This is a genomic window from Tenacibaculum sp. DPLXC6 (genome assembly GCF_056815515.1).
Genome location: NZ_CP141806.1, coordinates 654,826 through 679,227, shown reverse-complemented (window position 1 = coordinate 679,227; position 24,402 = coordinate 654,826). Strand labels below are relative to the sequence as shown.

28 protein-coding genes are annotated in these 24,402 nt (G+C 30.9%); 4 read left to right on the top strand and 24 right to left on the bottom strand.

Going from position 1 to position 24,402, the window contains the following annotated elements; translation table 11 throughout:
* Window positions 1–73: 73 nt before the first annotated feature.
* From VCM48_RS03075 to VCM48_RS03060, 4 genes are all read right to left on the bottom strand, one after another.
* Window positions 74–592: an RNA polymerase sigma factor gene (locus VCM48_RS03075; protein WP_482271572.1), complete on the bottom strand. Its 519-nt coding sequence runs from the start codon at window positions 590–592 to the stop codon at window positions 74–76.
* 62 nt (window positions 593–654) lie between these two features.
* Entirely contained in the window at window positions 655–2,403 is a 1,749-nt protein-coding gene (locus VCM48_RS03070; RefSeq protein WP_482271571.1) for a M14 family metallopeptidase, read from the bottom strand.
* 18 nt (window positions 2,404–2,421) lie between these two features.
* On the bottom strand, window positions 2,422–2,874 hold the full coding sequence (gene coaD / locus VCM48_RS03065) for a pantetheine-phosphate adenylyltransferase (RefSeq protein WP_482271570.1): 453 nt from the start codon (window positions 2,872–2,874) through the stop codon (window positions 2,422–2,424).
* Window positions 2,874–3,857, bottom strand: coding sequence for a D-alanine--D-alanine ligase (locus tag VCM48_RS03060; protein ID WP_482271569.1), 984 nt, complete (start codon window positions 3,855–3,857; stop codon window positions 2,874–2,876). Before VCM48_RS03060 ends, coaD begins: the two co-directional genes overlap by 1 nt.
* A 154-nt stretch (window positions 3,858–4,011) precedes the next feature.
* Between VCM48_RS03060 and VCM48_RS03055 the strand changes: the two genes are divergently transcribed.
* Complete coding sequence (locus tag VCM48_RS03055; RefSeq protein ID WP_440121746.1) at window positions 4,012–4,593, top strand: PASTA domain-containing protein; 582 nt, start codon at window positions 4,012–4,014, stop codon at window positions 4,591–4,593.
* A gap of 15 nt (window positions 4,594–4,608) precedes the next feature.
* Window positions 4,609–5,643, top strand: coding sequence for an RluA family pseudouridine synthase (locus VCM48_RS03050; RefSeq protein WP_482271568.1), 1,035 nt, complete (start codon window positions 4,609–4,611; stop codon window positions 5,641–5,643).
* A 41-nt stretch (window positions 5,644–5,684) separates the two neighbouring features.
* On the opposite strand, the gene VCM48_RS03045 is transcribed toward VCM48_RS03050, so the two are convergent.
* The 9 genes from VCM48_RS03045 to VCM48_RS03005 all read right to left on the bottom strand — a co-directional run bounded on the left by VCM48_RS03045 (window position 5,685) and on the right by VCM48_RS03005 (window position 12,853).
* Window positions 5,685–6,968: an APC family permease gene (locus VCM48_RS03045; RefSeq protein WP_482271567.1), complete on the bottom strand. Its 1,284-nt coding sequence runs from the start codon at window positions 6,966–6,968 to the stop codon at window positions 5,685–5,687.
* A 94-nt stretch (window positions 6,969–7,062) separates the two neighbouring features.
* Window positions 7,063–7,827 carry a type I methionyl aminopeptidase gene (gene map, locus VCM48_RS03040; protein ID WP_482271566.1) on the bottom strand — a complete coding sequence of 255 codons (765 nt, stop codon included), beginning with the start codon at window positions 7,825–7,827 and terminating at the stop codon, window positions 7,063–7,065.
* Window positions 7,828–7,946: 119 nt separating this feature from the next.
* Window positions 7,947–9,053 carry an alkene reductase gene (locus VCM48_RS03035; RefSeq protein ID WP_482271565.1) on the bottom strand — a complete coding sequence of 369 codons (1,107 nt, stop codon included), beginning with the start codon at window positions 9,051–9,053 and terminating at the stop codon, window positions 7,947–7,949.
* 99 nt (window positions 9,054–9,152) lie between these two features.
* Entirely contained in the window at window positions 9,153–9,539 is a 387-nt protein-coding gene (locus tag VCM48_RS03030; RefSeq protein ID WP_482271564.1) for a hypothetical protein, read from the bottom strand.
* Window positions 9,540–9,549: 10 nt separating this feature from the next.
* Window positions 9,550–10,062, bottom strand: coding sequence for a GNAT family N-acetyltransferase (locus tag VCM48_RS03025; RefSeq protein ID WP_482271563.1), 513 nt, complete (start codon window positions 10,060–10,062; stop codon window positions 9,550–9,552).
* A 14-nt stretch (window positions 10,063–10,076) separates the two neighbouring features.
* Window positions 10,077–10,499: a DoxX family protein gene (locus VCM48_RS03020; protein ID WP_482271562.1), complete on the bottom strand. Its 423-nt coding sequence runs from the start codon at window positions 10,497–10,499 to the stop codon at window positions 10,077–10,079.
* Window positions 10,500–10,967, bottom strand: coding sequence for a cupin domain-containing protein (locus tag VCM48_RS03015; RefSeq protein ID WP_482271561.1), 468 nt, complete (start codon window positions 10,965–10,967; stop codon window positions 10,500–10,502).
* Between the two features lie 4 nt (window positions 10,968–10,971).
* Window positions 10,972–11,859: an SMP-30/gluconolactonase/LRE family protein gene (locus tag VCM48_RS03010; RefSeq protein ID WP_482271560.1), complete on the bottom strand. Its 888-nt coding sequence runs from the start codon at window positions 11,857–11,859 to the stop codon at window positions 10,972–10,974.
* Window positions 11,860–11,869: 10 nt separating this feature from the next.
* Window positions 11,870–12,853, bottom strand: coding sequence for a polysaccharide deacetylase family protein (locus VCM48_RS03005; RefSeq protein ID WP_482271559.1), 984 nt, complete (start codon window positions 12,851–12,853; stop codon window positions 11,870–11,872).
* A 99-nt stretch (window positions 12,854–12,952) separates the two neighbouring features.
* Here VCM48_RS03005 and VCM48_RS03000 point away from each other — a divergent pair, with 99 nt between their 5' ends.
* A complete protein-coding gene (locus tag VCM48_RS03000) occupies window positions 12,953–13,801 on the top strand; it encodes an AraC family transcriptional regulator (protein ID WP_482271558.1) in 849 nt (282 codons plus the stop codon).
* Window positions 13,802–13,831: 30 nt separating this feature from the next.
* On the opposite strand, the gene VCM48_RS02995 is transcribed toward VCM48_RS03000, so the two are convergent.
* The 4 genes from VCM48_RS02995 to VCM48_RS02980 form a co-directional block, all read right to left on the bottom strand.
* Entirely contained in the window at window positions 13,832–14,224 is a 393-nt protein-coding gene (locus tag VCM48_RS02995) for a VOC family protein (protein ID WP_482271557.1), read from the bottom strand.
* A gap of 112 nt (window positions 14,225–14,336) precedes the next feature.
* Entirely contained in the window at window positions 14,337–14,861 is a 525-nt protein-coding gene (locus VCM48_RS02990) for a hypothetical protein (protein WP_482271556.1), read from the bottom strand.
* 57 nt (window positions 14,862–14,918) lie between these two features.
* Window positions 14,919–15,176 carry a hypothetical protein gene (locus VCM48_RS02985; RefSeq protein ID WP_482271555.1) on the bottom strand — a complete coding sequence of 86 codons (258 nt, stop codon included), beginning with the start codon at window positions 15,174–15,176 and terminating at the stop codon, window positions 14,919–14,921.
* Between the two features lie 82 nt (window positions 15,177–15,258).
* Window positions 15,259–16,317, bottom strand: a complete 1,059-nt coding sequence (locus VCM48_RS02980; RefSeq protein ID WP_482272204.1) for a DKNYY domain-containing protein — start codon at window positions 16,315–16,317, stop codon at window positions 15,259–15,261.
* Between VCM48_RS02980 and VCM48_RS02975 the strand changes: the two genes are divergently transcribed.
* Window positions 16,247–16,402 carry a hypothetical protein gene (locus tag VCM48_RS02975; protein ID WP_440121724.1) on the top strand — a complete coding sequence of 52 codons (156 nt, stop codon included), beginning with the start codon at window positions 16,247–16,249 and terminating at the stop codon, window positions 16,400–16,402. The genes VCM48_RS02980 and VCM48_RS02975 overlap by 71 nt on opposite strands.
* Window positions 16,403–16,475: 73 nt before the next feature.
* Here the strand turns inward: VCM48_RS02975 and VCM48_RS02970 are convergent, their stop codons facing one another.
* The 7 genes from VCM48_RS02970 to VCM48_RS02940 form a co-directional block, all read right to left on the bottom strand.
* Window positions 16,476–16,919 (bottom strand): DinB family protein, encoded by a 444-nt coding sequence (locus tag VCM48_RS02970; RefSeq protein WP_482271554.1) that lies wholly within the window; start codon window positions 16,917–16,919, stop codon window positions 16,476–16,478.
* Window positions 16,920–16,990: 71 nt separating this feature from the next.
* Window positions 16,991–17,533: a hypothetical protein gene (locus tag VCM48_RS02965; RefSeq protein ID WP_482271553.1), complete on the bottom strand. Its 543-nt coding sequence runs from the start codon at window positions 17,531–17,533 to the stop codon at window positions 16,991–16,993.
* Between the two features lie 46 nt (window positions 17,534–17,579).
* Window positions 17,580–18,338, bottom strand: coding sequence for a subclass B1 metallo-beta-lactamase (gene bla, locus VCM48_RS02960; protein ID WP_482271552.1), 759 nt, complete (start codon window positions 18,336–18,338; stop codon window positions 17,580–17,582).
* A 48-nt stretch (window positions 18,339–18,386) separates the two neighbouring features.
* The gene (locus VCM48_RS02955) at window positions 18,387–19,295 is read right to left on the bottom strand and encodes an alpha/beta hydrolase family protein (RefSeq protein WP_482271551.1); all 909 of its coding nucleotides are present in this window, start codon (window positions 19,293–19,295) and stop codon (window positions 18,387–18,389) included.
* Between the two features lie 682 nt (window positions 19,296–19,977).
* Window positions 19,978–20,238: a hypothetical protein gene (locus VCM48_RS02950; RefSeq protein ID WP_482271550.1), complete on the bottom strand. Its 261-nt coding sequence runs from the start codon at window positions 20,236–20,238 to the stop codon at window positions 19,978–19,980.
* The gene (locus VCM48_RS02945; protein WP_482271549.1) at window positions 20,231–21,973 is read right to left on the bottom strand and encodes a UvrD-helicase domain-containing protein; all 1,743 of its coding nucleotides are present in this window, start codon (window positions 21,971–21,973) and stop codon (window positions 20,231–20,233) included. Before VCM48_RS02945 ends, VCM48_RS02950 begins: the two co-directional genes overlap by 8 nt.
* The gene (locus tag VCM48_RS02940) at window positions 21,966–24,098 is read right to left on the bottom strand and encodes an ATP-dependent nuclease (protein WP_482271548.1); all 2,133 of its coding nucleotides are present in this window, start codon (window positions 24,096–24,098) and stop codon (window positions 21,966–21,968) included. Before VCM48_RS02940 ends, VCM48_RS02945 begins: the two co-directional genes overlap by 8 nt.
* Between the last annotated feature and the right edge of the window lie 304 nt (window positions 24,099–24,402).

Below are 24,402 nucleotides of genomic sequence, written 5' to 3'. Positions count from 1 at the left end.
TTCCTATTATTCGTGCTATTTGTATTAAAAACAAGTAAAAGACTAATTACCCTACTACAAATATTACTTTTTATTAGACTTTACCTATTTGCTCTTTTAAAGTAAGCAGAGCTTTGCTCATTCTTTTTTCTACTGCTTTCACAGAAACTCCAACTATATCTGCAATCTCACTGTACTTTTTCTTGTCTATTCGACTGAGTAAAAAAACTTCTCTTTGTTTTTCTGGTAAGTCGGCAATTGCTTTTTTTAATTTTGTGTGAAATTCTTCTTCTTCTAAAAGAAATTGAGGTGTTTCATTAGTTTTACCAGAAGAAACACTTTGTTTTTGATGTTCTAATACAACCTTTTTATGAGCTACATCATTTAAAAAATGGTTATTAGCTACAGTATATAGATAAGATTTTGCTTTTTCAAAAAAAACTTTAGAGCAATTATTCCATAATTTTATATACGCTTCTTGTACGATATCTTCAGCTTGCTGAGTATCACCGCACTTATAGTATATATAGTTTCTTAATGTTTGTGAGTGCTGATTAAAAATTTCGTTAAAATTATTCTGCTCACAAACAGACTTTAAGGGTTCTTTATTCATTTAGATTAATTTCCTAATCAACAACAAATGTATGAAAATGTAATTAAGAGGTTAAAAAATTATTAATATAACTTGTAAATTGGTAATTTCTTGTGTGCTTTTTCGTAATGTGGAGTTTTTTTGTAAACCCAATACAACTGTGCTTGCGGATTCTTAGCAAAATTGTCTTCAGACTTTAGTTTTTCTAAAAACTCTTGTTTTATAATAGGGTTGTTGTTTAAAAACTCCTCAGCAATATCTTCAAAAACATAAGAAGAGTATCCTTCTTTTTGTTGTAAGATGGTATCAAAAAAGTTCCAGTTAAAGAAAGAATCAGGAGCTTCAGCCTCTAAGGTTTCTATTATATAACGTATTCCTGTTTGATTTGTAGGAATATAAATATCTCCTTTAGAAAAATCAATTTGTTGATTTTCTGTTCTTGCCACTTCAGTATTGTAGTGTAAATAATGACCTTCGTATGCCATTTTTCGAGTTTCAAATTCTTTGATGTGTTGAACTTCGACAGTTAATAAGGTATCTTTATCAAAACGAGTAAATTCAATTTTATTATTTTGTAATCGATCTACAACATTATGCCAACCTTGTTCTAATATATAGGCTTTAGGTATGGTGATTTCTTTGGTAGGAATAAAGTTGTTATAATAAGAAATTTTTTTATTGTAAGGTTTTGTTCTATCATAAAACAAACGTTTTCCTTTGGTAACTTTACTGTCTATAAAAGTTCCTTCATACCCCTTAAAATCAAGAGCTGTAGGATTATTCTTATCAACTGTAAATACAATGGGGTATGTTTTCTTGTTTATGATTACATCAACAGTATTTTTTCGCAAACCTTTTATTTTGCCGCTGTTTTCTTCAGAAAAATCTAAAGTAGAAAATAATAGTTCATAGGTTTGTTCTACTCTAATTTTATACGGTTTTAACATATGAGTTTCAACCATTAATCCTAAGGTATTGAAGAGGGTAGTATAGCCAGTAGAATATCTAGGTGAATCGAAAAACTGTGACCAACCACTTTCTGGAGTTGTTCCCCAAACATTTACATAAGGAGTAATAATAATGTCTTTCTCAGCCAAAGACTGTTCTATTTCAGGACGCATTTTAGTTTCAATAAATTCACCAAGTTTTCCTCCCAATTTATTATGCTGTGTGAATAAATGTGTAATAGCATATTGATAATCTGCACCATTACTTACATGATTGTCAATAAAAACATCGGGATTTATAGTGTGAAAAATCTCAGCAAAAGTGGCGGCGTTTTTGGTATCCTGTTTAATAAAGTCACGATTCAAATCGTAATTACGAGCATTTCCTCTAAAACCATATTCTTTTGGGCCATTTTGGTTGGCTCTTGTGTGTGAATTTCTGTTTAGCGCACCACCTATATTGTAGACAGGAATAACACAGATTAAAGAATTTTTGTATTTGTTTTTTAAAGAGTCATTTTGAACAATGTTTCTTAATAGTAACATTGATGCATCAATCCCGTCAGATTCTCCAGGATGAATACCGTTATTAATTAAAACTCTATTTTTTGAAGAGCTCTTGAGTGTTTTAATATTGGTTTTTCCATCGGCATTGAAAACAACTAAATGTAAAGGTTTCCCAATATCTGTATTACCCATTTCAAACAAAGAAATTTCAGGATATATTTCAGCTAAACGTTCATAAAAAGAAATTACTTCTTGATATGTAGGAGTTTCTGTTCCGTTAGATGTTTCAAACAGTGTAGTGAAATCGTTATTCTTTTTTGTTGATTCTGGTTTACAAGCAACAGTAATTATTAGGAATAGTACAAATAGCTTTCTCAAAGTAATGTATTTAAAAGTTTAAATTCTAACTGCGTCAGGTACTAATCCTGTATAATCACCATTGTTTCTGATTACATCTCTTACAATTGATGAAGAAATATAACTTTTACCCGAAGAGGTTAGTAAAAATACAGTCTCTATTTCAGAAAGTTTTCTATTGGTGTGTGCAATCGCTTTTTCAAACTCAAAATCGGCAGGGTTACGTAAACCTCTTAAAATAAATTGAGCACCTTGCTCTTTACAAAAGTTAACGGTAAGCCCACTATAGGTAAGTACTTTTATTTTTGGTTCGTGTTTAAAAGTCTCTTCTATAAAACGTTGACGTTCTTCTAATGAAAACATGTACTTTTTATCTGCATTTACACCAATTGCAATGATTAGCTCATCAAAAAGGGTAACACCACGTTCAATAATATCTAAGTGTCCTAAAGTTATTGGATCAAAAGACCCAGGGAAAATTGCTCTTTTCATTATATTTTGTCATTTAAAGCCATTTCAATAGCATTTCCGAATAATTCTGTTAAAGAAATGCCTGCATGATTGGCTTGCTGTGGTAAAATACTTGCCTCAGTTAATCCTGGAACAGTATTCATTTCTATAAAATGTGGTTCATCATTAACTAAAATATATTCAGAACGAGAAAAACCACGCATGTTTAAAATTTCATATACACGTTTAGCTACTTCTTTAACTCTTTTTCTTTGAGAGTCAGTTAAACGTGCAGGAGTAATTTCTTGTGACTCTCCTTCATATTTAGCTTTGTAATCGAAGAAATCATTTTCAGAAACAATTTCAGTCATAGGAAGAACTTTTGTGGCTCCTTTATATTGAATTACTCCAACAGAAACTTCAGTTCCGTCTAAAAAGCTTTCAATTAATATTTCAGTATCTTCTTCGTATGCTTTTTCTATAGCAGGAATTAACTCTTCTTTAGTATATACTTTAGATATACCAAAACTAGAACCTGCACCATTTGGTTTTACAAAGCAAGGAAGTCCCACTTTTTTTATGAAAGCATCACAATCTATTTCATCACCTTTATTTAAGTATATAGAAATAGCTGTTGCTATTCCATATTGTTTTACTACACTTAAGGTATCACGTTTATTAAAGGTTAAGGCCATTTGATAGAATGGGGCAGAGGTGTGTTTTATGCCAATAAGATCAAAATAGGCTAAGATAATTCCGTTTTCTCCTGGTGTACCGTGAATAGCATTAAAAACACAATCGAATGTGATTTTTTTCTCCTTAACTTCAACTGAAAAATCTTTTTTATTTATCGGGTACTCTACGTTATTATCATCAACATATACCCATTTGTTTTCTAAAATATGAACTTTAAAAGCGTTATACTTTTCTTTATCAATATGTTTGTAAACTACATTACCACTTTTTAGAGAAATTCCTACTTCTGAGGAATAACCTCCCATAATAATAGCGATGTTTTTTTTCACTTCAAATGTATTTCAATTACTGTTTTTATCATTGTTTATCTAAAATCCAATCGTTGGATTATACAAACTTACCAAAAAAACTCGTTTAAGACTTATTGAATTTAAAATAGTAATATTTTTACTGTAAATTTGTGCGATCTTACAAAAAAATGATATGAGTAATTTAACAGGAAAGTTTGGAGGTTTATTTGAATTTATTAAAAGTAAATCTTTCTTAAAGAACATAATTATAGCAGTTGTTTCAATACTAGTTTTTGTATTTGTTTTACAATGGTGGTTAGGAGTTACAACAAATCACAGTCAAAAAATACAAGTACCTGACCTACATAAAATGTCGTTAGCTGATGTTGAACAGAAACTAAATGAATTAAATTTAGATTTTGTGGTAATTGATAGTGCAAGCTATAATCCTGAATATCCAAAAAAGTCAATTATTGAACAAGATCCAGAAGCAGGTGATTTTGTAAAAGAAAAACGTAAAATATATTTAACATTAAACCCATCTAAATACAGAGATGTTGAAGTGCCTAATTTAAACGGACGTACAAGACGTCAGGCAACAACACATTTACGTTCAATAGGGTTTAAAGTAGGTACAAAGGTTACTTGGGTTCATGATATAGGAAAAGATGTAGTTCGTGGATTAAAACATAATGGACAAAAAATTGAGCCAGGGACTAAATTACCAAAACAAACAACCATAGACTTGATTTTAGGTGATGGTAATGGATACTAATTTTATAACTGATTGATGCAGGAAGATAATACTCCAGAGATAGAGAATGATGATTTATATGAACATCATAGGTTTGTAGCAACAGATGGTCAAGTACCATTACGAGTAGATAAGTTTTTAATGAATTTTATTGAAAATGCTACTCGAAACAAAATACAGCAAGCAGCAAAAGCAGGAAATGTTATAGTAAATGATGTTGCTGTAAAACCAAACTACAAAGTAAAACCTAAGGATGTTGTTAGGGTGGTATTAACATATCCACCTCACGAAAACTTATTAGTAGCAGAAGATATTCCTATTGATATAGTATATGAGGATGATGAAGTAATAGTGGTGAACAAGCCAGCAGGTATGGTAGTACATCCTGGTCATGGAAATTATTCAGGTACGTTAGTAAATGGACTGATTCATCATATAGAAAACTTACCAAAAAACTCTAATGAGCGCCCCGGTTTAGTACATCGAATTGATAAAGATACTAGTGGATTACTAGTTGTTGCAAAAACTGAGTTTGCAATGGCTCATTTATCTAAGCAATTTTTCGACCGTACTACAGAACGTTTGTATTACGCTTTAGTTTGGGGGAATATAGAAGAGGATGAAGGAACTATTGAAGGAAATATAGGGCGTAGCTTTAAAAATCGCTTACAAATGGATGTTTTCCCTGATGGAGAACATGGTAAGCATGCAGTAACCCATTATAAAGTGTTAGAAAGACTTACGTATGTAACCTTGGTACAATGTAAGTTAGAAACGGGTAGAACGCATCAAATTAGAGCCCACTTTAAGCATATCGGTCATACACTTTTTAACGATGAGCGTTATGGAGGTAATGCTATTTTAAAGGGAACTACGTTTACTAAGTACAAACAATTTGTAGATAATTGTTTTAAAGTATTACGAAGACAAGCTTTACATGCAAAAACGTTAGGTTTTACACATCCAACTACTGGGGAATTTCTAAAGTTTGATTCTGAAGTACCAGAAGATATTACCGCTTGTTTAGAGAAATGGCGTACGTATTCTGAACATTCTAAATTGGAAGAATAAAAACTTATTCAAAAGCAAAGGCTATATAAAATGAATTAATTTTATATAGCCTTTGTTTCATTTTTCTTGTAGATCCACTCAATAATAAAACATAGGGTAATAATACCAAGAGAAACAAATACACCTGTAAGATTAGATTCTAGCTGTTGTTTAATTAGAATAACTAATGCTACTAAGCATAAAATACAACCTAATAAAGGAATTGTTTTGTTGGAGTTTGTTTCTTTTGAAAGTTTAAAGCCTACGTAATTTACAATTCCAAAAATAAGAATGAAGCCAACACTACCAGCAGTAGAAATACTTTCTAAATTTAATGTGTTAACTAATATCAAAGTTGCTATAGCTGTAATTAGTAATCCAATAGGTTGATTCCAAAACTTGGCAAGAAAATGGTGTGGTAATTCATCATCTTCAGCAATTTCATAGTTCACTTTACTTCCTCCGTATAATGAAGCATTAATAGCTGAAAATGTAGATATTAATGCAGCTATGGTTATAATAGTAAATCCTACTTGCCCTAACATTGGTTTAGCGGCTTCTGCTAGTACATAATCTTGTGCTTTGGCAATTTGATTAAATGGTAGAGAACCGACAGTAACAAGAGCAATGATAATGTACAATACAATTACAAATATTACAGAGTAGTAATAAGCCTTTGAAATGTTTTTTTCAGGATTTAAAATATCGGGAGCAGCATTAGCTATTAGCTCAAAACCTTCATAAGCAACAAAAATAACCATACCTCCAGCAAATAATTTGATAGGGTTCTCCCAATTACTAATGGATAGTTGTGCCATATTAGGGCTTCCTATTAGTCCATAAGCTCCAATGGCAATAAAACCAATAAGAATTATAAGTTTAATAACTACTGCGTACGATTCAATTTTTCCCACTACAGCAATACTGTAGTAGTTAATTGCTGTAGCTATAATAATAATAGCACTGGCATATATATGAAAGTTAATTGTTTTGTTTTGAGTAATTTCCCATAGGTTAGGAGCATAAGAGCCAAAAGCAGAAGCATATAAGGAGAGCATTACAATATAACTTATCCATAAAAGATTGTTAATAGCTCCACTAAAAACAGTTCTTCCAAAACCTTGATTAATAAATTTTACAGTTCCACCTCTATCTGGGTATTTCTTGGAAAGATGAACGTAGCTGTATGAGGTTAATAAAGCTAGTATTCCTGCAAGTAAAAAAGCAATTGGAGTTCCTCCTTTGGCAAGTAAAACAGCAAGACCTAAAACGGCAAAAATACCACCGCCTACCATACCACCAATTCCTATTGAAATTACTTCTCTTAATCCTATTTTTTTAGACATATTTAGTGACTGTTAGTTAGTGTAACAGTCACTAAAATAGTTATTTATTTTGAAAGTACTTTTTAAAAGTAAGAGCGATAGTGTAATGAGTTGCTTAAACCCAGATTTCATTAGATTTTGTTAGAACAATAGGAGTTTTACCCGTTACTAATATTGTTTGTTCGTGTTGTGTTATATATCCTCCTTTATTTCCAACCAAAGTCCAGCCATCTTGTAATTCAACAGCTATAGTTGAGTTTGTAGAGATAAAAGTTTCAATAGCCACAGTGGTATTTTTTCTAAATCGTTCTCGGTTAGTTTTTACTCTGTAGTTTAAAATATTTTCTGGTTCTTCGTGCAAACTTCTTCCAACTCCATGTCCAGCTAAGTTTTTAATTACTTTAAATCCAGATTTTTTAGCTTCAGTTTCTATTAAATATCCAATATCAGCTATTTTAACACCTCCTTTTATATTATTTATAGCTTTTTTTAAGATGTTTTTAGAAGCATTTACAAGAGGTTGATGATTGTAAATGTCTTTACCCAGTACAAATGAGCCCCCATTATCTGACCAAAAACCATTTAACTCAGCAGAAACATCAATATTAATTAAGTCTCCTTCTTTTAGAATTTTTTTATCAGAAGGAATTCCATGGGCCGCTTCTTCATTTACACTAATACAGGTATAACCAGGAAATCCATAAGTAACATTAGGAGCAGATTTAGCGCCGAAGCTTTTTAAAATCTCACCACCATATTTGTCTAGCTCTTTAGTAGACATTCCAACTTTAGCATATTCTCTCATTAGTTTTAGCGTTAATCCAACCACTTCACTAATTTTTTTCATTCCAATAAGCTCTGATTCTTTTGTTATTGACATTTTAATTTTTTTGAATTAAGACTTCTTTCTCTCTTAAGAAGTATAAGCAAGTTTTTATAGAGTAACAAAAGTACTAAAAAAGTAAAAGATTCTAGTTAAATAGATTTATGGTAAACGGGCTATTTTAAAAACGGATAATCTGTATATCCTCTAGCATCCCCGCCACCAAATAGGGTATGTGTGTCACTTATTTTGTTTAATGGAGCATTAAGTTTTACTCGCTTTGGATAATCGGGGTTGGTTAAAAAATTGCGTCCAAAACCAATTAAATCAACTAGTCCTTTTTCTAATAAATCTTCCCCTTGTTCAGGTGTTTTATTTCCTGTAGCAATGATAGTTTTGTTAAATGTTTTGCGTAGGTTCTGTCTAAAATCATTAGGAATTTCAGGAGCATCATCCCAATCTGCTTCACATAGATGTAAGTAAGTAACTCCGATTTTTTCAAGCTCTTGGGTAGCAATCATTATGGTGTCTAATATTTCGGGATCGTTCATGTCTTTAAAACTAATAAAAGGGGAGAGGCGAACCCCAGTTTTTTCATTACCTATTTCCTGAGCAACTGCTTGAGTGATTTCGGTTAGTAATCGAACTCTATTATATTTAGCTCCCCCATATTCATCGGTTCGTTGGTTAGAGTTACTTCTTAAAAACTGATCTATCAAATATCCATTGGCTCCGTGAATTTCAACACCATCAAAACCTGCTTTAATAGCATTTTTTGCCCCTGTTTTAAATTCTTCAATTACTTGATAGATGTCTGCTTTTGTCATTGCTCTAGGTTCTTCTACAGGTACAAAAGTAGCATCACCATTAGGCGCTCCATCAAAAATATAAACATTGGTGTCTTTGGCTGCTTTTTTAGAAGGAGCAATAGGCTGTAGTCCGTTTACTTTAGTGCTAGATACGCGACCAACATGCCATAATTGTAAAAATATTTTACTTCCTTTTTTATGGACTTCGTCAGTAATTAATTTCCAACCTTCCATTTGTTCTTGGGTGTAAATTCCGGGTGTTTTAGCGTAGCCTTTTCCTTGTAATGAAACTTGAGTAGCTTCAGATATAATTATTCCTGCGGAAGCTCTTTGTCCATAATATTCAGCCATTAATTTATTAGGAATATCACCAGGCTGTGAACTTCTAGAACGTGTCATGGGAGCCATTAAAAATCTGTTTTTTAATGTTAAGCCATTTTTGTTATAGGGTTGATATAATTTTTTAAAAGCCATGATTTACAAAGTTTTAATTATTTAATAGTACAAATTTACTATGGTTTAAAAGTTATGTTTTTGTATAATTTCATGTTTTACTTGTGAAAAAACATTGTGTTATTTCGCAAACTCTACAGTTGTAAAATGTAGGGTGGTAGTACCTATATTTTCTAGATTATGTATAAAGAAATTTTTAGTGTTTAAATTGTTAAAGTACTTAATATCATTAGGTTCATAGGATGTTTCAATTACAGCACCATTAGAAAAATAGGAACGAGAGCTACCCCTTGTATGACAAACATAAAAATAAGGTTTATCATGTTTATGAAACGGAAGAGTTTTTCCGGGTTCCAATTCAATATGCCATATTTTAACACGCTTATTTTCTAATAATAATTGTTGCCCAATTTTATAACTATTAGTTCCTAATTGAATGGCTTTTTTTAAGGATTCTGTCCAATGTACAGACCAATTGCCAGCTATGTTTATTGTTTCTACTTTCATAAGGAGGGTATTAGTTTATAGTATATAATAACCATTCTTTAAATTCATGATTAGGAAGAATGATGTCTTTTTTGAAGTTGAAACCTAGTTTATTAAGTAATTTTTGTGAACTAGTATTACTAGGGAGTGTAATAGCCACTAGGTTTTTAATTTTGAACTTATTTACAGCTACTTCTTTTATTTTAGAAGCACTTTCAAAAGCATATCCTTTACCTTCGAATTGAGGTAAAAAAGCAAAACCAAAATCAATTCCATCAATTCCTTCACGATCATAAAGTCCAACAGTTCCTATTTTTTCATTATCAGATTGTCTAATTATAGTGTAACTAGAGTATCCTAGTTGGTTGAATTGCTCAAGCATAACTGTTTCAATATATTGCTTTGCATGATGAGTTGATGCTATATTTCTATTTCCAATATTTTCAACCCATTTAGGAGTATTAAATAAGTTGAAAATAAAGTCAGCATCTTCAGTATTTGTTGGACGTATAATTAATCTTTCTGTTTGATATTTTGAGTTCATTTTATATTAATGATTTACAGATGTTTTTCTCTTAATGTTGATAGTTTGTTGTCAATAGCCCATTTATTCTCTGATACTTGACTTATAATAAAGAAATAAAATAAAGCATATAGCATTTGAGCACCAGCCCATTCCCAATGTTCTATTAAACAAGAACCAAGAATAAGTATGGCAATAACAAGAGCACCAGCAATAGCTGTTCTGTAAGTAAATAAGCCAATAATTAATAATGTACCTATGATAAATTCTATGAAAGGTAATACGCTTCCCCATGTGTATAAAAGAAAGTCTGGAAGTATACTTTCTTGAAATTGACTTACCATCCAATCACGAAATGAAGGGATTTTTGGCAATCTTGTTAATCCATGTCCGAAAAAATTGATTCCCATGGTAATACGTAGCAATGCATACGCTGTTTGTTTAGGTGTGGCTTTCATTTATTTACTTTTCTTTAAATATGTTGGTAGCTCATTAGTCAACCAATCTTGTCTTACTGGTACATGTACATCTAAATCAAGTGTGTTTTCCAGCGCAAAGAATTCGTGAGATACATTTTCAGGAAACACGATTACTTGTCCTGCAGAAATAATATATGTCTTTCTTTTTCCTTTATCAATAGTGTTAATTTTTACCTTTCCTTTAATTATGTATGTAATTTGCTCATTTGGGTGTTTGTGCATTGGAATATGTGCACCTTTTTTCAAGTGAAAATAGGCCATTTGCCCTTTGGTACCATGAAACCATTGTCGTGTAATTCCTTCGCTAATGGTATCATGTGGCATGGATTCAAAGTTTATAACTTGAATATTTTCTACTTTTTTACTTAGAGATATCGTATTTTCTTGCGCAGCTATTTGTCCGAAAAAAGTTAAGAAACTACCTAAGAATATTAATTTTATGTTCATAATGTTACTTTTTAAAGTGATATTTCAATAATTTATGATTCAACATTAAAGGGATGTATAACGTTTTGGTAGCTTTGTCAAAGTACGTGTCAGCACTTCCTTGAGGTAAATCTATTACAAGTTGCCCTTTATCATTCCCCTTTTTTAAGTAGAGTAGGCCTCCTGCTAACCAATCAGTAATTAAAAAACCGTGTAAAGTTTCGCTGAGTCCATCTAAGTTTCCAAAAGGCTGACTTATGGGTTTGATTTTTTTTGTTTTTAAATTGATTTTAACCAAATGCCCAGGTGTTTTAGTAGCAAATGTTTTAGCATCTAAATCTATACCCCAACCAGCAGCTATTAGATTATTCTTTGATATAAATAAACCATTAGGCATGTTTAATTTGTCATCTTTTAGCCATAGTTCAACTTTTCTTGTTCCTTTAATTGGGAGTTTGTAAATAGCACTAAATCCAAAAGTGTTAGAAGCATAGATATTTCCTTTTTTGTCAGCAACAATATCATTGAGGAACGTAGCATCTTTGGCTGTAAACCGTTGGACTTGTTTATTCGCTATATCAACTTCAACAATAGTATTAATATCCGTAACGTATAATTTTCCTTTGTGAATAGTAAGTCCTTTAGGAGCATCCAATCCCTTAAGCCACTCTAGTTCTATTATTTCTCCATCTAAACTTATTTTAGATATAAAACCATTACCATCTTTATCAGTAGGATTACCGTTTACATTAGACACATATAATACTTGATTTGATGTATCAAGAACTACACTTTCAGGATTTTTTAAACCTTCTAGTTCCCAGTCTTTTTCTAATTGAAAAGGTAATTTGTTTTGCGCATTAATAATTGTTACTGTACTAAGTACAAGGTATAAATAGATTGCTTGTTTCATGTTAGTACTCTTATTTGTTAAATTTTAATTCGGCGTTATCAATTGGGGTATTAGGGTCATTTATTACCATTTTAGCAATGTTATCTTTACGCATAAACACTACACCTTCATGTTGTTTTGCATATTCAATAAATTGATTTACAACATTAACTACTGCTGGAGTACCTCCGATTCTGTCATGTAAACTCACACTCATCATTCTCCTTTTAGAGGCACCTTCTTTATAAAGCTGATTGAATTCTGTTTTAAGTTGAAATAAGAATTGATCTGGCGACCAGTTTTTACCTGCAATATTTACAATATCGTTGTTACGCAACGTATAAGGCATTACAACAAAGTTTTTACCTCTTACTTTAGTAATGAAAGGCTCATCACGACTTACGTCATCAATATGGTATAAAAAGTCAAGTTCTTGTAAAACTTTAAGAGTGTTGGGGCTTCGGCGTAACCAGTTGGCATTGTATCCACGTCCTCTTTTTCCTGTAATTGCTTCTACTGTGTCAATTCCTTTTTTAACAAAGGTAAGTTCATCCTCGTAACTTAAATTCCATTGATCGTTCCAAGAAATTCCGTGAGCAGCTATTTCGTGTCCTTTGTTGGCCATAGTCTTAGCGATTTCAGGATATTTTATTGCAGCTTCGCCTACCACATGAGAGGTTACTTTTATATTATGTTTATCCCATAAATCCATCATTCTCCACATTCCTTCTCTAGCTCCATAACGAAACCAGCTTTCAGCAGGCAAATCAGGATTTCCTTTAGGTAATGGATTTCCTGAAAAAGGACTTTCAGCTCCTTCAGGTTGTCCTCCTGTTTCAAACTGCATTGAAAAAGAAATGACTAATTGTGCTCCGTTAGGCCAATAGCTTTTTTTTACTACATTTTTTGTCGAAGTAGAATTTGTTTCACTTGTATTCTTTTGCTCCTTTTTACAAGCATTTAATGTTAAACTTACCGCTATGATAACCAATGATATAATGCTATTATTTTTCATTTTATATTGTTTAATTGACTATTGTGTTTGCAAAATTAGTGGCTATTTTATACTGTTTTGTTGTATGAATACATTGTATATTTGTATAAAAACATTCTGATGACACAACGTTTTTATATTACTAAGAATTTAGATGTATTTGAGTTTGAAGCAGAGGAGGAGTGGGGCTACCCAAGGCATAAGCACCATTTTTTTGAGTTAACTTTTGTTTTAAAAGGAAGTGGAAAACATGTTTTAAATGAAAGTGTTATAGAGTATAAAGAGGGAGATTTATTTTTTTTAACACCAAAAGATGAACATGAATTTGTTATTGGAGAGCCAACAAAATTTGGTGTGGTAAAATTTACAGAACAGATGTTTTTAGAAAAGGCTACATTTTCTACAAGTACTTATTGGAGAAAGAATTTAGAAGCAGTAATTTTTCATCAGAATATTGTTGCTAAAAGTGTAATTAGTTGCGAAACAGATAAAGAGCAACTTTTTAGACTTTATCATTTAATAAAAAGTGAATTACATAGTCCGTTAACCTACAGTCGTAATGTATTATCTGAATTGTTTGGAGCTTTGTTGATTATACTATCGAGAAACTTAAAGTCTACATTAAAAAATAGCGGACATGTTTACGATAAGAATAAGGTAGATTTAATATTGACGTATATTCGACAAAATGTACAAAATAAAGAGCTTATAAAGGTTGATGTTATTGCAGAAACTTTTCATTTATCACCAAACTATGTTGGTATTTTTGTAAAGAAACATACAGGTATATCCTTACAGCGTTATATAATGGAAACCAAAATAAAAATGGCAGAAAGTTTGTTAAAACAAAGTAGTTTAAGTATTGGTGAAATTGCTGAGAAAACAGGTTTCACAGACTCTAGTCATTTTAATAAAACATTTAAAAAATATACGGGCAAAAACCCGAGCGAATATCAGACTTCAAAATAAATAGAAGTAGCATAAAGTCATTTACTGTACTTAAGCTTTCATGGGCGAACAAATTTCTATTAAGAAACCATTAATGTCTTTTACATAGCCTACTTTTTGCCCCCAGGGTTTTTCTTTGATTGGTTCAAACTCAATAGCTCCCATGTCAATGGCTTTTTTAAAATCGGCTTCTATATTTTCTGATACAAAAGCCATTTCTATTCCAAAAGGTTTATTAGATGTATTTGCTTTTACAGTTTCTTCTTTAAAGTTAGACTTTTCCAATTCGTAGGAAGCAAAAGCAATAGTTGTTTCTCCAGAAATTAATTCTCCATAATCATTTTCAGGTGTGATAAATTTTGAGGCAAAACCGAAAGCTTTTTCGTAAAAGTCAATAGTTTCTTTTACGTTTTTAACATAAAGTATAGTATATCCGTATTTCATTATAGCTCTTTTTATACAAGTAAAATTACTTATTTTTTAAATACTTTGTATAAAAAAAGCTATTTATAGTACAAGTACAATCTATGAGGTTTTTAATGTAAGGCTTATTATTTTATTTATGCTTACTACCAAATGGAGCTCTTTTAATTAAATACTTAATTGTACTGTGGTATTTATCTAAACCAGCCATAAATGGTTTACGAGAAACTGAGTAAATATTAGAGCCTTTATCATTATATATATCCATTGTAATCTTAGAGTCATATGTGTCTGAAGTAGATGAGCTGCCAGAACTAATAGCTGTTCCTCTTCTTTTACTTCTATCTCTTTTCGATTTGTATGAGCTTACTGTAGACCCTGAGGTTCTGGTTCCTGTATTTTCAACATCATAAGAACCAAAAACTACATGCTCAACGCCAAGTGTAATAGCTAACTCATTAGGTAGCATTGTTTCAAGTTGATTAACAGAAATATTGTTTTTAGCTAAAGTAGCGTTAACAATTCTAGGGTCAATAACATCAATCATAGGTGACTCCTTCTTTATGGTATTAGTACAATCAGTCTGAATTTGTCTTCCAATAGCCTCTTTATCTACTGAAGCCATATTAGTTATAACTTTAAAAGGAAGTACAGCCATTTTACCTTTTCTAATAACAAGGTTTGAGGTACTTTGAGTATTTTGTTTTGTTGCTTTTTAAGAAATTAATTGAGTTCGTCCGCTGGCAAAAATAATTTTATTGACTTCAGCTCGTTTGATTTTATATTCTAAGGTTTCACCGGTAAAAATGAATGTAATTTCACTATCATTAATGGCTGTTACTTTTCCTTTTCTTTCTTTTCCATCCATCATAATAACTGTATCTGCGCTATCTTGTGCAGTTACTGAAAATGATAAAAAGAATATTAAAAAAGATAAAACTGTAAGGGGGGTAGAGTTAAATAAGTTTTTCATGGTTTTGTAATTTTTTATTGGGAATGAAAATACAAAAAAAAATGATTATGAGTTGTATAGCTATTTTATAACAAGCTAAATTTTAGTTGTCTCTTACAATTTCATCACCTCTATAGGTGTGATTTTTATCTTTATATAGTAAAGAATGTTTTTTATTTACTGGTCCAAAAGTAGCTACATCAGCACCTTTTAATAATTTACCGTATACGTACACGTGACTTTTATCTTTTGAGTAATAAGACGTTTCGAAAACGCTGAAGGTCTTTGGATCAGCTTTTTCAATTATATCTCCATGATAGAATACATGGTTCTTGTCTTTTGAATAAGGGAATTGAATGATTTGAAATGACGAAGCATCAGCTTTTTTAATTATAGTTCCATCATACATTACCTTATTGTCAAATAGTAGAAACTTATCTTCTAATATGGTTAAATTATCAATGTTTTGGTAAGGTATAGAAGTGAGAGAATCTACCTTTTCACCATTTATATATTCTTGAAAATCATAAATATTGTTATTATCTACAATATATCTCCTGTTGATTTTTTTTGTTGTAGTAGGATCTATTTTAGAAGCCAGCAATTCATAGTTTTTTAGAGAATATACTTGATTTTTGTCTTTAGCAAAGCTTTTATTTAAAATAGTAAAAGAGTTATAATCCACATCAATAGGCACGTAGTTATAAAAATAATGTTTGTCGTCTTTAGACCAGTCGCTATCAATTTTTTGAAATGTTTTCGGATTAGCTTTAGCAACTTTCCATAAATGCTTTTTCTCTTGATCTGTTTGAGTAAAGTCGTGAGGTAAATAATTTAAAGCTCTATATACATGGTCTTTATCAAAACAAATGTAATTGTCATCATCAACATAGAAAGTAGCGATATCTACTTCATTATCTATAATATGAGTTTTAAAGTATAAATGATTCTTGTCTTTCCCAAAATCTCTTCCTAAAACTTTAAAACTCTGAACATCTGCATTTATTTTGGTATTACCCAGTTCAAACCAATTTCCCATAGGGGAATAACAAATATTTCTTTTTGATTTTGAATAGTAATAAGAATCTGAAATGGATTTATCAACCGGTCCTGCAAAAGGACTACAGGCTTGTGAAATTATTGCTATGATAAATAAGAGCACTTTTACTAGTGGAGAGTGTTTAGCTCGTGTAATTTTTTTAATTATAAAATTCAAAATAAGTATAATTATGATTGTTGATATATAAGGATGGTTTGTAATTAAGTTCATTAAGTAATTATAATGGTTTATAATTTAGTTGGGAATACAACTATTAGTTTTTATTCCATTATTTGGTTAAGGTGATGTTCTAAATGCTCTACATAATCAGTCATTAAAAATTTTAAATCTGATATGTTACCTTCTTCAAATTCTATTTTATAGTTTAGAGAGTCTTCAGTTTGTAGTTCCATCACCTTTTTTATTCTGTTATTTATTAAATACCAAAACTCAAGGATTTCTTTAGTGTCTGAATGTTGATAGTTATTTGCTTTTACTAACTCATCTTGATTGTATTTTCTAATCTTAAAAGGTTTATTATCAAACTGAATTTCCGTAAAGCGTTGTAAATTATTGATTCCAGAATCAATTAAATGTCCCAGTATTTCTTTTTTTGACCATTTTTTAGGAGAAGCTTTTTTAGCTAATTCATACTCAGAAGTTTTAGAAAAGTAGTCTCTTCCAGATTCTAATAGTTGGTTTAATTTATGTATAGTATTTGTCATTTTCTAAAATATATAAATTATTTCATTTTTTTATGAAGTATGAGGATAAGTAATGGTTTAGAGTAATGTTATCACTTACGATAGTCTATATTTTTTTCATCAATATAAATGTAAGCCGTATCTAATTTGTATTGATATTCTTCTTTATCAAACTTAAACTTACTTACGTATATTTTTGATGGATTATATGGTTCTGCTTCTTCATAAGATTTTATAGCGGTATACCCGTTTTTATCTTTTTTTAATTCAAAATTATTTAAATAATCCATATAAGCTAGCCTATAAAAGTTCTTGTACTGATTTAAAAAAACACCATACATACAACCTCCAGTACCACAGGCTCCCAAATAAACCATAATATCTTCTTTACTATCAGCATTAAAATCATGAACCTTAATTAGTTTTATTTTGGAAGCATGATCAGGTAATTCAAAGTCTAATTTTTTTGGAGCTTTAATTCTTACAAAATTTTCTTTAAGCCTAATATCAAGTTCAAATAAACTATCCTTTTTAGCACATTGTTTAGTAGTTAAGTTATTTGTATAACCTTTGTTTTTGGGTTTAAAGAAATAAGAAAATAAAATAACAAGTGTTAGGCCAAGTATACTTTTCATTTAATTTCTGGAGTTTTGTTAAAGAATATTATTAGTTAATGCTTTTTTATTCAGTTTTGAATAAGTTAATAGTGTAGTCTAATAACTTCATATCTCCATATTTTCCGTGTCCAGGAACAACAATTTTTATGTTGGGGTATTCTAATTTAATCTTTTTAACAGTATTAGACCATTCTGAAACATTGGCATCTGCTAAATTTCCTTTGCCCGCATTAAGTGTTTTTGTTAAACATCCTCCGAACATAATATTTTCATAAGGGAAATAACCAACAACGTTATCTTTTGTATGTCCTTCTCCAAAATATTTTGCAATAATATCTTTATTACCAACTTTTAATACAAGAGAATCTTTAAAGCTGTTTTTTGGAACTTCAGAATTATTTTCTTTAGCAAGCTCTATAGTTTTATAACATGAGTGAGAAGGAATTTGATGTTGGTGAAATGCCTTTAACCCACCTAAACAATCATCATGAAAATGAGTTGGAATAATTGCGTTAATTTTTGAGTCAAGAGTTTCATTTACCCATTTTATTAACTCTTCTGAGGTAGAGTTATCTGTTGGGGTATCAAAAATTATAACTTCATTCTTATAGCTAAAAATTAAACCGTTACAAGGAACATTTCCGAAACTTTCAGTTTGTAAAAAAGAGGTATGTTGAAACGAGTTTTTAGAAATTTGTTTGATAATTAGGTTTTTAGTTTTATAAACCTCTTTAGGTTTAAAAGAATCATTTTTTTTATGATCACAGCTTGTAACTGTTAATGAAATTAAGATTATCAATAAAGTTTTTATTACGGTTTTCATTTAGGTATGTATATTAATATTTTTTTGATTTAGATCTTCAAATTGTCATTAGCGTAATTTTATAGCTTCTCTTTTTATCCATTTCATTGCTATGTTAAATGGTTCTTTAGAGGCTGAATACCCAGTATTATGACCTAATGTTGGGAATAGAACATGTTCGAAGTGTTTATTCTGAGCTTTTAAGTTATTAAGGTTTTCTATGCACAATTTTGCAGGTATCTGAATATCTTTTTCACCAAAAAGCCAAAGACCAGAAATTGAAAGATTGCTCAATGCATCTAGAGGGTCAGTAGCTTTAAATTGGTATCTGTCAGGATCATTTTTAGTGTGTTGTTTGGCATTTTCTTCGGTATGATTTTTCCAAAAGTCAGAATTTCCATTAGTGTAAAATTGAAACCTGAGCTGTTCAAGAGTTGTGATAGTAGGACAACTAAACAATACCATGAATTCTACACGTGGATTTTTGTTTGCAGCAATTGGAATTATCCAACCTGCTTGGCTAAAACCTAATAAACCAATAGGCAGACTTTTATTTTCTTGTTGAATCAAATTTACAGCTGCACTTGCATCTTTTGCTAATAAATCAAGATTATCTGTACTAATATTGTTCGTGCCTACTTCAGGTCCTGCATAAATTCCACCTGATTCTCCAACACCACGCTTATCGTAAGTAAATACTAAAATGTTATTTTTAGCTAATAATTCAGCGAATTTGGTCATTCTCGGAACACTATCAGAACCGTGTACTATAACAACAGAAGCATGAGGTTTTTTTGGGGTGTAAATTGTACCAGCCAAAGTAACCCCTTCACTCTCAAATGTTACATCTTTTGTTTTTATTGAATCTATTGATTCGACTTTTGTTTGAGTAACTGAGATGCTTTTATGTTTAGCTAATTTATTACAACCAATTAAAGTTATACATAAAAATAGTAAAAGGAGACTGATATGTTTCATAAGTGGGTTATTTCTTACCTGAATTTAGAATGTATTGCTACTACTAGTTTATATACAGAATAAATTTACTGTTATATTCCTTTTATGGTATGATAAGCGGAAGTTTTTAGCAATTTTTGTTTTTTTTATTAGCGCTAGCCAAGATAAAACAAAATAAAAAACCGTATAAAAATGTACGGTTAAAATGGTGTTTTTGACTTTGAAAGATAAGTTATGATGAATCTCTCAGTGATTGTGTATGTTTTGTTATATGTAATTGTTTTTTCAGTTCTTTAATTTTTAATATTCTATTCATAATAATTCCGATATATGAGGTCAAAACTATAATCAATGATAAAATGATTTGCCAAGGTTCAGATTTCAGGTCGTTAAATAATAATTTAAATTGTGGGATTTGAATTATAGTCAGAATTATTATGAGAGTTGAGAATATCAGTAATGATTTCAGATTCCTAGTTGTTGATTTTGGTTTATATCCAATTAAAACTTCTTTTACGTAGAATATAAGCAGTCCAATTGTCAAAATATTTGGTGTAAGTAAATTCCAAGTGTTGTATTGATCGGTTCCAATACTTCCAAAAGTCAAATAAATAAAGGTTAACCAACCAAAAATATAGATTGTAAACAAAGTTAATCCAACCCATAATAGTTTAAATAATATTTTTAGTTTGTTATTTACCATTTAGTCTAATTGCATATAACGGTCTGAATATGGGGCGTTTGGCATTTCAAAGCTCCCAACTATCAAACCGCTATATATTTTATTAACTGTACTCATTTTCAATCTGTCACCATCCGCCAAATGACCTATATTTATTGTTAGCGTTTCGTGCTTTATTCTTATCTGCCCGTTCGATGGCAAGCCAAGATCTTTGGTAGGTTTCGGAAGTGCGTTTGCTGGTGCGATTTGACAATGTGCTTGTCTTAGGCGTGGGCTAATCATAGTCATAATCAACAGATTTTAATTGTGTTGTTGGGTTATATGGTCTGCGAGAACCAGTAACTCTTCCAGTCTCTGAAATCAGGTGCAATTCACGTTTTGCTCTTGAACAAATCACGTATAGTAACTTTTCCGCTGCATTTTCAGTTCTTTCATTCCAATTGGGTAGTTTCCCATGTAATAAACCAAATGCAATAACTGTATCAAACTCTTCCCCTTTTATGCCATGACAAGTATTTACAACAACACCTTCCTCGTGTTTAAACATTTTTCTAAAGCTTTCAATATCCTTGGCTAAATCAAAATCAGGATTCTCAAGTCTTTTCTCAGCCCCTTCAAAGAAAGATTCCCATTGTATTTGTAAATGTTCATTAAGTGAAAAGTCAATATTTAAAATTTCAAATAATTGCTGAAAGCTATCTGTTAAATATTTTAAGCCATCCTGTTCTTCTGAAAGAATCGAATTCATTATTTTCAAAAGTCTTTTTGATTTAAACTCATCGTTTTCGAATAAATTAACACCGTAATCTTTTAATTCATTAAGAAGTTCAGTCGCCCACCTTTTTCTAGTAAGGTAAGTCTTTGGTGATGGTGCAACAAGAAATAATCTTGCAATTTTAAACCATACGTTTTCTTTGTTTTTCAATAGAGGTGAAAGTCCAACAGCATCGAATTTAACTTCAGGCAGTAATGATTTTAGTTTTCTACCCATTGGAATTACTAAATACCAAGTCGGTGCTAAAACACATATTTCATGTTCAGGAATACCCTCACTTATCTTTTCTTTTATTATTTCAACGATGTATTCAACTAAAACATCTTTATGCACGGTTTTATTATAAGTAATGATTGCTGTTTCATCGGCATTTGCACCAAGAGCTTCTATTTCTATATTCGAAGTTTGAAAATTACGATAGTAGTCAATTACCTCTTGATTGCTCCTATAATTTCCAGATAACTCTTTATTAATAAATTGTGTTTCAAATTCTGATTCGATTTCATCTAGTGACTTTGCAACACCGCCTAAAGAACCATATATAGCTTGGTCTGAATCCCCAACCATGAACATTTTACAATTACCAGAAGCACCTTTCATAATTTCAGACAAGATTGCATACTGAAGTTTCTGCGTATCTTGATATTCATCGACACAAATGAGCTGAAACAGATTCTTTAAAGTTTCTGCGATTTTTGGATAGGTCAAGATTAATTTATGCGAATAATGTAATATCTGGTCAAAATCTATAAGTTTTTCGCTTTCTAGTTTTTCATGATATTCATCTAACAATTCTCTGTTATCAATCTCTTCAATATCTCCATTAGGTAAATATCTAGTTGAGACAGAAATCCAAAAATCTAGACCATAATCTTTCTTAAGCTCACTTATTATACTCTCCGTGTTATATTCATCTGAAATGGAAAAGCCATTTTTAATTTCATCTAGATAACACATATATGGTCTTAAAATCCATTCTAAACAAAATGAATGTATTGTACCAGCCCATAAATTTGTATCATCAGCATTTAGGCTTCTTATTCTCTTTTTAATTTCATCTGCAGCTCTGTTAGTGAAAGTAACGGCAATAATAATTTTTTTAGAACTTATTAATTTTTCTAATTCGTATGCTATTTTATAAGTTAAAGCACGCGTTTTACCACTACCAGGACATGCAGTCAAAAGAACATTACCTTCTTCAACTACAGCTTCTCTTTGTTGTTCATTTAAGCCTTTAAGCATCTAGCAAATCCATTAATTGTGATAAAATATCGCCAGGTAATTTTTCTTTGAAAAATGCTAAAGCTTCTTCTTGGCATTCAAACTCCTTAAGGCTTTTAAGTAGCCCTTTATAATCAGTTTCATCTTTGTCAAAATGTTGTTTTTCCAAGGTACTTAGTCTGTAATGTGCAATAGAAATAAGAGCACCTTTGTTAATATTTGGGCAAGCAAATGAGATAGCTTTTAAGATATATTTGGGAAGGATAGTTATATTATCAATGTTTTCAGAAATCATTATTGCAAACCATCCCTTTCCAAACTTTTCAGCTAAACGTAAAACTTCTTTTCCAGAAACTGCAACATCATTATCTTTAAGTAATTTTGCAATCCTATCTTTATCCTTTTTTCTTTTGAATTCCTTATTTATCGTTTTGATTATTTCATGTGAATTATTATCCAATAAAAAATCCACTTCAAATGTGTGTTTTGCATAAAATGCCTGTAAATAATCATTCCCATTACAATAAGCTTCCAGCTTCTCTTTTCTTTCTTTACCTGATGCTTCAGATTGCCTACATGATTTTTCATATTCAGTATCTTGCTCAGAATCATCTGGTAGTTTGGCAATGGATAAATCATTATCAGTAATAATGCTACAATTCCTTTGGACACGTTCCTTATGAAATAACTGAGCTACATTTTCAAACCCTGTGCTACCAATGTTTATTATAGATATTCCTAGCTCATCCAGGGAAACACCTAATACATTTTTAACTAGTTCTGGAATTAGAATATGCTCTGCATCACCTTCAACGAGAATCACTCCTTTAGCAAATAGTAAATTAGTCCTATTCGCATCTAAGTACCTTTCTAATTTTGTAATCTTTCCTTTATCAAGATTATTTGCTGGATTATATACTTCAGCTTTTTGCTTTACTCTACCCAAGATATTCATAGAACTGATTGCACTAACTGATGATATGTGCGTTGAATGCGTAGATATGAAAACTTGTGTTTTTTGCTTATCTAATTTTTGAAAAAGAGTTTTCTGAATATGCGTATGTATATGAGCTTCTGGCTCTTCAATTAGAATGAAGTTTGCTATCTTGTTTTCCTTTTTAATCTTTTCAAACTCCAATAATTTAAGTGAAAGATAAATCAGATTAGCTCCACCCAAACTTAGCTCCCACAATCGTCCTTCATGACCTTCTTCATCTGGGTCACCAACCCATAACTTCAAGGATTGAAGTAGTTTCTCCATTTCAGAAGGCAATTCAGATTTAACATTAACATTAGGGGCGTAAGTTTCTCCAACAGCTTCCTTAATTGTTTTCGTAATTCCTTTTGAAACTCCTTTTACTTCGTCAAGTACAGAAATTTCAGTATTTAATGCTTCTACTTGCTCTTTAATTTCAGTTTTCTTCTCAATGGATATGTTTTTCTCCTTGTCCCTTAAAAGATTAAGTAATGGATTATCACGATATGAACGTAGATCAGATTCAACATCTCTAAGAGCCTTAGCATATGTGCATGCAAATTCATTTGGGATTGATATACCATACATTTTCACGCCATAAATGTCAGTTTTTTCTTCATCAGGGTCAGGAAAAGTAATGGTGCTAAAATCTCCGACATATTTTAAATAGTTTTCATCAATAGAGAAATCTACATTTCCTCTTCCTGCGAAAACTGATTCATAATCATTTAAAGAAATTCCACCTAGTATTGTTTCGAGTTCCTCCTTTGTTTTGTTTTTGTCTTCAGAAAGCTCAAATAAGCTTCTTCTAAATTCAATCCTAGGTCGAAAATATAATGAATAAGTTCCATGCGAAGCGTCAAAATCATCGACAGCGCCAACTTTATGCATAGCTATTGACTGCGCTTCTTCACTTGCATCTAACTCTTGAAATTCTAATTGAATTATTATCCAATGACCTTTCCATTCTCCAATTGAGCGATTAAAATCAGTTTCATATAGTTTCGTTGCTCTTGGCATGCTTTCATCAACCAATAATCTTATTGCATGAAAAAGGTTTGTCTTTCCAGAACCATTCTCCCCAATTATTGTATTTACTCCTTTAGTGAAGTCTAGTGAAACATTACAAAAGTTTCTAAAATTTCTTATCGATAGCTTTGATATATACATCTCAATTCAATTTATCTGGTTGGTGCAAGGGCAAAAAATAGCTCTTTTGCAAGCTGAAGTATAAGCTTGTGCGTTGGGTTTTCATTAATTTGTCAATATTGTTTTGGTTTTTCTGCATGAACGCTAACTTGTTTATATAGATGTAAAATACATCGTTATACAACCAAAAAGGAGTTATAAGAGTACTTTACTGTTCTTTTATATTTATTGCTAAGCTTACTTGTTTTGGAAAAAAGGAAATCTATAGCAATTTTTATTCTTTTTTATTAGCGTTAGCCAAGATAAAACAAAATAAAAAACCGTA